This is a genomic window from Nocardia amikacinitolerans NBRC 108937 (genome assembly GCF_001612615.1).
Taxonomy (GTDB): Bacteria; Actinomycetota; Actinomycetes; order Mycobacteriales; family Mycobacteriaceae; genus Nocardia; species Nocardia amikacinitolerans.
In genome coordinates this window covers 124,287-131,153 of record NZ_BDAU01000014.1, presented here as the reverse complement: position 1 = coordinate 131,153, position 6,867 = coordinate 124,287, and the positions used below count along the sequence as shown (strand labels likewise).

8 protein-coding genes are annotated in these 6,867 nt (G+C 67.2%); all 8 read left to right on the top strand.

The features are described from left to right. Positions 1-209 precede the first annotated feature (209 nt). The 8 genes from NAM01S_RS14450 to NAM01S_RS14415 all read left to right on the top strand — a co-directional run bounded on the left by NAM01S_RS14450 (position 210) and on the right by NAM01S_RS14415 (position 6,867). Complete coding sequence (locus NAM01S_RS14450; RefSeq protein ID WP_067785109.1) at positions 210-2,276, top strand: hypothetical protein; 2,067 nt, start codon at positions 210-212, stop codon at positions 2,274-2,276. Then, positions 2,273-3,067, top strand: a complete 795-nt coding sequence (locus NAM01S_RS14445) for an ESX secretion-associated protein EspG (RefSeq protein ID WP_067785106.1) — start codon at positions 2,273-2,275, stop codon at positions 3,065-3,067. Before NAM01S_RS14450 ends, NAM01S_RS14445 begins: the two co-directional genes overlap by 4 nt. Before the next feature lie 58 nt (positions 3,068-3,125). Further along, positions 3,126-3,440, top strand: a complete 315-nt coding sequence (locus NAM01S_RS14440; protein ID WP_067785103.1) for a hypothetical protein — start codon at positions 3,126-3,128, stop codon at positions 3,438-3,440. Continuing rightward, positions 3,440-3,748 (top strand): YbaB/EbfC family nucleoid-associated protein, encoded by a 309-nt coding sequence (locus tag NAM01S_RS14435; protein ID WP_253798671.1) that lies wholly within the window; start codon positions 3,440-3,442, stop codon positions 3,746-3,748. The genes NAM01S_RS14440 and NAM01S_RS14435 overlap by 1 nt, the downstream gene beginning before the upstream one ends. 124 nt (positions 3,749-3,872) lie before the next feature. Further along, positions 3,873-4,214 carry a type VII secretion target gene (locus NAM01S_RS14430; protein ID WP_067785097.1) on the top strand — a complete coding sequence of 114 codons (342 nt, stop codon included), beginning with the start codon at positions 3,873-3,875 and terminating at the stop codon, positions 4,212-4,214. Beyond that, positions 4,214-5,569: a hypothetical protein gene (locus tag NAM01S_RS14425; protein WP_067785094.1), complete on the top strand. Its 1,356-nt coding sequence runs from the start codon at positions 4,214-4,216 to the stop codon at positions 5,567-5,569. Before NAM01S_RS14430 ends, NAM01S_RS14425 begins: the two co-directional genes overlap by 1 nt. A gap of 12 nt (positions 5,570-5,581) precedes the next feature. Further along, on the top strand, positions 5,582-5,878 hold the full coding sequence (locus NAM01S_RS14420; RefSeq protein WP_067785091.1) for a PE domain-containing protein: 297 nt from the start codon (positions 5,582-5,584) through the stop codon (positions 5,876-5,878). A gap of 17 nt (positions 5,879-5,895) precedes the next feature. Continuing rightward, complete coding sequence (locus tag NAM01S_RS14415) at positions 5,896-6,867, top strand: PPE domain-containing protein (protein WP_067785090.1); 972 nt, start codon at positions 5,896-5,898, stop codon at positions 6,865-6,867.

The window sequence follows — 6,867 nt, the reverse complement described above, 5'->3', positions numbered from 1 at the left end:
CCGTTCCTTAGGGCTTTCCTTGCCCGCCACCATGTTCGGATAACAACGGGCAAGCGATAATGTGCGAACATCCGGACGCCTTGCGTCACTGGGTCTTACGGTCGTGCGGAGATGTTTCGACGGCGTATCCGTGACAAGATGGATGCCAGACGGCACACGGACGCACGTGACGGTCCCGGAGTTTCGGAGATAGTCGAGGAGTACGAGGCATGCCACCTAGGGAAGACGACGGCGGGAGCACAGGGCCTGCGATCCCGGAGCTGCCGCTGCCCAACAACCCCTGGCCGGACATCAAGAACCGTTCTGGCGACGCGGGTTGGATCAAGTTCGATCCGCAGGCGGCGCTCGAGGTGGGGCAGGCGATCTCGGATTTGCAGTGGAAGTTCTTCTCCCTGCGGGGCAACGCCACCTCGCTTTCCTCCATGGTCGACTTGTCCACGCCCGCCATATCCTCGGGTCCGGCGCTCGCCAGGGAATTCGGTAAGCAGGGCCAGGAGATGTATCGCATCCTCGGCGCGCACCACAAGATCCTCGACGACATGCTCGATTCTGTCGTCGCGGCGGGTAAGAACATGGCCAAGGCCGAAGGCGACAACGTCGAGAGCCTCACCCGTCAGCTGGACGCGATCCATACCGATCTCCAAGAAACGCACTACGCCGATGGAAATGCGCCGGGGGCGCTGACTCAGCGCGAGGGCGATCATGGACATCGCAAAGGTTGCACGGGCCATCACGATGGTGAATGTCGTTACGGTGAAAAAGCGCCCAGCGACTACACGAGTGATTTTCATATCAAGGACAACCGGAAGCAGCCGGACATGAAGGGCTCGACGCCCATCACCACGGGTATCGGGGAAACCCAAGGTAAATCGTGGGCGACCCTTCATGCGAACCGGAACTACCTGGAGGGCGGCGTCGTCGCCGATATGGTTGCCGATGACGCCGCGAATTGGAAACATATCGGCGAGAAAATCACCGAGTGGGGTACGGCCTTCGGCAACAAGGTTGCGCAATACCTGAACCCGGCCGCGGGGGACGAGACAGTCTGGCAGGGCGAAGGCGCCGAGGCGATGAGAAAAGCCCTCGACAACTATCGGCTCTCCCTCGAGCCGCTGGCCACGACCGCCATGCAGCACAACGCGCTCCTCGAATACACCTCGCAGTTTTTGGTGGATACCCACTATTGGGCTCCGCCCTACGCGACGGAAGAGGAAGACCCCACGTACTACCTGACCGACCGGCAGCAGATGTTCGGCGAATCCTACGTGCGGGGTGTCGAGTTCACGGCCAGGAGCATTCCGAAACTCGTATACCCGACCCAAGCGTTCGAGGGCGTCCCGCCGATCTACGACCCCCGGGACAAGAACAAAGACGGCAAGATCGACGACAAGGAAAAGATCCCGGGGGACACGAACAACGACGGCAAACTCTCCGAGGAAGAAAGGCAGGCGCTGCCGCGCCAGACCGCAGGTCCCGGTCCGGGCCCCGGCCCAGGCCCCGGTCCCGCCAACCTCAAGGCGGGCCCCGGCCCCGGTCCCGGTCTGAGCGCGGAGCAGAAGAAGGCGCAGGCGAACGCGGCGAACGAGCAGCGGAAGGCCGCGGAGTTCGCCGAGCAACAGCGCAGAGACGCGGCCCGGCGCGCGAGGGAACAAGAGGCCTACGAGCAGGCGCAGCGGGCCCAGAACGAGCGCAGGCAGGCCGAGGCCGAGCAGCGCGCCAAGGACGCGGCCGCGCAGCAAGCGGCCTACCAGAAGCAGCAGCAGACGCAAGCCGCTGCGCGGGAAGCCGCGTCGGCCGCACAGCAAGCCGCCCAGCAAGGGTTGCAGGCCGCGCAGCAAGCTGCGCAGCAAGCACTCCAGAGTGGCCAGAAGGGTGCGAGCGAGGCGCTGGCGGCGGCGCAGCAAGCCGCACAGAACGCGTTGACCAACGGCATACCGAAGCCGGGCGACTTGGCGGCGAAACTCGGCGGCGGCCCCGGGCCTGGCCCCGGCGCCATGGCAAAGGGAATGGGTCTGACCGAAGCCGCGAAGCTGTTCCCTCGCGCGGGCGCCGCCACGGCGGTGACCGCCGCGGGAACGGGTCTCGGCGCGCTCGGCCGAGCCGGGGCGGCCCCGCAGGCGATGCCCGGTTCCCCCGGCCCCGCCGGTGCGGCCGGACAGGGCGCCGGTCAAGGCCAGCAGAACTACAAGCGCCCCGCCTACCTCGAGTCCGACTCGCATATGGACGAGCTGCTCGGTGAGGCGCCGAAGGTGGTCAGGCCGGTGGTCGAACAGTGAGTCGCACTTGGAAATTCACCGACACCGAGTTCATGGCCCTGTGGTCCCGGTCCGAGGGCACCATTCTCCCGCGTCCGTTCACCTACATCTGTGAAATGCGGACCACCGATGAATACGAACGCGCGTTGTACCTTGTTCGGGATCGGTGGCGGGGCACGGACGATCGGGTGCTCGACGAGATTTCCGAGGCCGTGTTGCAACCGGATATCGCTTTGGAAGTGCGCGGATTCGACGAGCGGGAGTACGAGCGCGCGGAAGGCTGGATCCGGATGCTCGCGGTCCGGCGTGGCGACCGCGGGTACGTGCTGAAGCAGGTGACCGGCAAGACCTTCGAGCACGCCGCCGGCTTCACCGTCACCGAATGCGAGCCGCTGGCGCTCGCCGACGCGGTGGTGGCCGAACTGCCGAAAGTCGGACCGGGAAAACAGGGCAGTATCGAATTGCCGGTGCCCAAGAGCGAAGAGATGGTCGATACGAGTAGCTCCGGCCTGTGGGACGACCCCTACGGCGGCTCCACCTCGATGTCCGGGGAACGGTTCGAAAAGACGTCCGCGGCGTCGCGCGGGGTGGTGCGCGTGAGTCAGGGTTATTCGGTGTACGGTCCGCGCGGACGGCTCACCCTCGAGCTCAAATGGCGGGATCTGCCCGATGACGGCAGATATGTGATCGCTCCGGATCTGCCGCCGGTCGCGCAGCCCGTCGACGAGAAGAAGTTCGCGATCATGATCAACAAGGAGATCGCGAAGATCGTCCAGACCATCAAGGACGAGAGACTCTCGCTCCGTAACTGATTCGGGGTATCCCGAGTGCGGACATACACTGAGCGGCAAGCGACGAGGGGTTGATGCGATGTCCACGGCGGCGAACATCAGTGGCACCATTTCGGTGCGGACCACCGAACAGGGCTTGCCGCTTGCCATTTCGGTGGAAGCGGACGAGCTGCGGCGGAATCCGGACGAGCTGGCGAATCAGATCATGCGATTGTGCAAGCAGGCGGCGAACCGGGCCGGGCTGGCGCGGCGGGAGGAGTTGCAGGCGGCCGGGCTGACCAACCAAGAGCTCGCGCTGACCGGGCTGCCCAAGCCGGAGGATGTCGCGGCGCAGGAGTGGGTCGAGGAAGAAGAGTACGACGAAGAGCCGCAGAGCTGGTTGAGGGAAGTTTGATGAGTAACCCGGTGATGGACGAGATCGAGGCGCGGGCGCAGCGGGCGCTGAACCGGTTGCGCGATCTCGGTGACGAGATGGCGAAGGTGCGCGCGCGGGAGTCGTCGGAGGACGGCGCGGTCACCGTCGAGGTCGACGGCAGTGGAGCTCTGCGGGACTTGCGATTCACCAGTGCGGTGTCGCGAATGTCACCCGGCGAATTCGAGCAGGTGGTGGTTTCCACGGCCCACCGCGCGGCGGCCGAAGCCATGGCGAGGATGGGTGCCCTCATCACCGAGTTCAATGAAGAGTCCGCAGCTCAAACCTAGTGCGGCACCAAAGATTTACTTTCCCTTAAGATGTTCCACCCGAATATTTACTGCGTGACCCCTCCGGTGATCCGGTACATTTGGCCTGGACGTTCCAATCATTTTCGCGCAGAGGGTGTTTCCGATGCCTAACGGTCTTGACATCAATCCCTGGCCACATGTGGCCGCCGAACCTGACGCGATTCGGGCCTACGCGGACACGGCCGCGGCGATGGCCGCCAGCGTGGCGAGCGCCGGTTCGGTGAACCAGGCGGCCACCATGGCCGCGGCCATCCCGGTGTTCGGTTTGATCGGCCAGGACTTCCTCGCCTCCTTCGCGGTGGCGCAGGCCAACCATCTCACCTCGGTCGCCGAGCTGGCCTATGTGCACGGCATGACGGCGCTGACCTGTCAGCAGGCCGCCACCGAATACCAAGTGACGGACGGGCTCTCGGGCTCCGATATCGACGCGGTCGGTCGAGCCTGATGGCGGAGCTGGTCGATCAGTCGGTGTTGGACATGCTGCGCCAGAGCGCGGTAGGTCCGATGTTGGACCGGCCGGTGAACGATGTCCTGAAGGACATGGGCCTGCCCCAGCTGCCCGAAATCCCGCTGCTGCCACCGATTCCCGGACTGCCGCCGCTGCCGGTGATCGACCTCTCCCTGCTGGCCAAGCCGCTGACCGATCTGGCCGCCACCTTCGGCACCGGCCAATTCCCCGCTCCCACACCGGCCGTCGCACCCGCTGCCGACGGTGACCCGGCCGCGCAGGCCGCCGCGACTGCCGCGCCCGTCGTCGATCCGACCGAGGTGCTGAATCAGGTCTCCAGCGTCGTCTCGACGGTGGTGCAGCTGGGCAGCACGGCGCTCACGATGGCGATGCAGCTGTGGCAGAGTCAGGCCGCGGCCGCCGCCGAGGAAAAGGGCAAAGAGGCGCAGAAGGACGGCGCCAAGATCGCCACCCAGGCCGCGCAGGAGTCGGCGGGTGTCGCCTCCGCCGCGACCTCGGTCTTCATCGGCGGCGCGACGATGGCGGCCATCATCGCCAAGTACATGGCGCAGCTCGCTGCCTCCGCGCCGTTTCTCTCGACCCCCGGCGGCCAGGCCTTCCTGGTCGCCGCCACCGTCGAGACGATGGCAGAGGCCACGGCGACGGTGGCGAAGACGCGCGCCGAGATGACCGTGCACAGCGCGGAGATGATGGCAACGGGCCAGAAGGTGCCGGTCACCGATGCCCCCAAGGGCATGGACCAGATGCAGATGCTGAGCATGCTGATGCAGATGATCCCCACCCTGACCAACACGGTGAAGTCCGGCGTGGAATCGGCTGTCTCGCTGCACAAGACGTTGAACCCGGCGGCCTCCACCAACCCGGCGCTGGAAAAGGACAAGGCCGAGCATGCGGCGCTGAACAAGAGCGATGCCAAGTCCGGCGGCGGCGCCGGAATCGGCGGTCTCGGTGGTGGCGGCGGCGCCGTGGCCGCCGCGGCGCGCCAGCTCAGCCCCTGGGTCGACGGCCGCACGGCGGGCAATCTGGGCGCGGCGGGCGCGAACGGCGTCGGCAATCCGGCCTCGGCGATGCAGGCGGGCGCCAGTTCGGCGGCCCGCAGCAGCACCACGGCGGCGAGCTCGCCTGGCGGCATGATGCCGATGTCGCCGATGGCGGCCGCAGGCATGGCCCGCGGCGCGGAGGACGCCACGAACGGCTTGCGCGGCGAACTGGTGTCCGCCTCGCACGGCAACGAGATGGTCGGCGATATCGAAGGCGCCTCGCTGCCGGTGGTCGGCGCGGCCAACGCAGATGGACTCAACGAACCGCCGGACCAGGCACTCACCCTCTGATAGGAGGACGTCATGGAATTCGATCGCGCCGGGGCTATCAAGTCCGCCACCGCGCTGGACGCCCTCGCGGACCGGCTGGAAGCCGATCTGAAGGCCAACACGCCGGCACTGGCCGTGGAAGCCGCTGGGCTGGACGAAGTTTCACAGCGTGCCGCGCAGACGCTGCGCGGTGTTGCCGCCTCCTACGACGAAGCCGCGACCGCCGGCGTTCTCGAACTACGCAAACTGGCCGCCGCGCTGCGCTCGCAGTCGCAGTCGCTCGTGGTGATGGATACCGAGAACGCCGCTGGTCTCGGGGCGTCGGCCTAACGCGAAGCGGGGGACAGATGGTCGAACCGCCGATCCCTGGTTTCACCGGCGTGGTCTGGGAGGCCAGGCCAACGGAGAAACTCGCCAAGGATCTGACTACCGGTCCCGGCACGGTGCCGATGGCCGAAGCGGCCCAGGCCTGGACCCGTCTCGGCGTGAGTTTCGGCGCCGCGGTGCCCGAATACGATCAGATCGTCAAGGCCATCGGCGAATCCTGGCGTTCGGAGACGAGCCCGGAGATCCTGGACCGGATAACCAAATTGCGGGAGTGGCTGCTGGAGGCGGCCGGTTCCGCGGCCCAGAACGCCGCCAAGACCGGCTCGCAAGCGCTGGCCTACGAGGTGGCCCGGCTGGCCATGCCGCACGTCGCCGAGATCGCCGCACTGGAAGAGGCGAAGAAGTCGGTGGAGGCGATCGGCGCCGGGCTGGGTGCGCCCCTGGTCGGCGCGGCCGCCGATATCGACGCCGAACAGGATCTGGCCAAGGTCAACGCGGCCAGGGTCATGCGCGTCTACGAAGAGGCGACCAAGCCGCTGGAGACGCCGTGGACGCAGACCACGCCACCGGTCATCGCCAACAGTGCCGCGCTGGAAGCCGAGCAGGCCGTGGCCGAGGCGCGTCCAACGGCCGTGCCCGCGACCGCCTTGCCCGCCTCGTTCGCCGCGGCGTTCGCCAAGGCAACACCGCCGCCGCGGGCGAAGGCGGCGTACACCACGCAGGCCGTGGCCGCCACCGCCGAGCCGACGCCGCTGCCCGTGGAAACGGCTCCGGTGGCGGGCGATTCGTCGTCGACGAGCCGCATGGGCGTTCCGGCCGCGATGGCGCCCGCCGCGGCCATGCAGGACGACGACCGTACGCTGCGGGCAGGCGCGGCTTCCGCGCAGCCGGACAAGCCGTTCGAGGTCGACGCCGGATTCGCCGCTGCCCCAGCGGTGATCGGCGGCGCCGCCGAACCCGCGCCGAGGGCAACGGCATCGGGGGCGGCATGA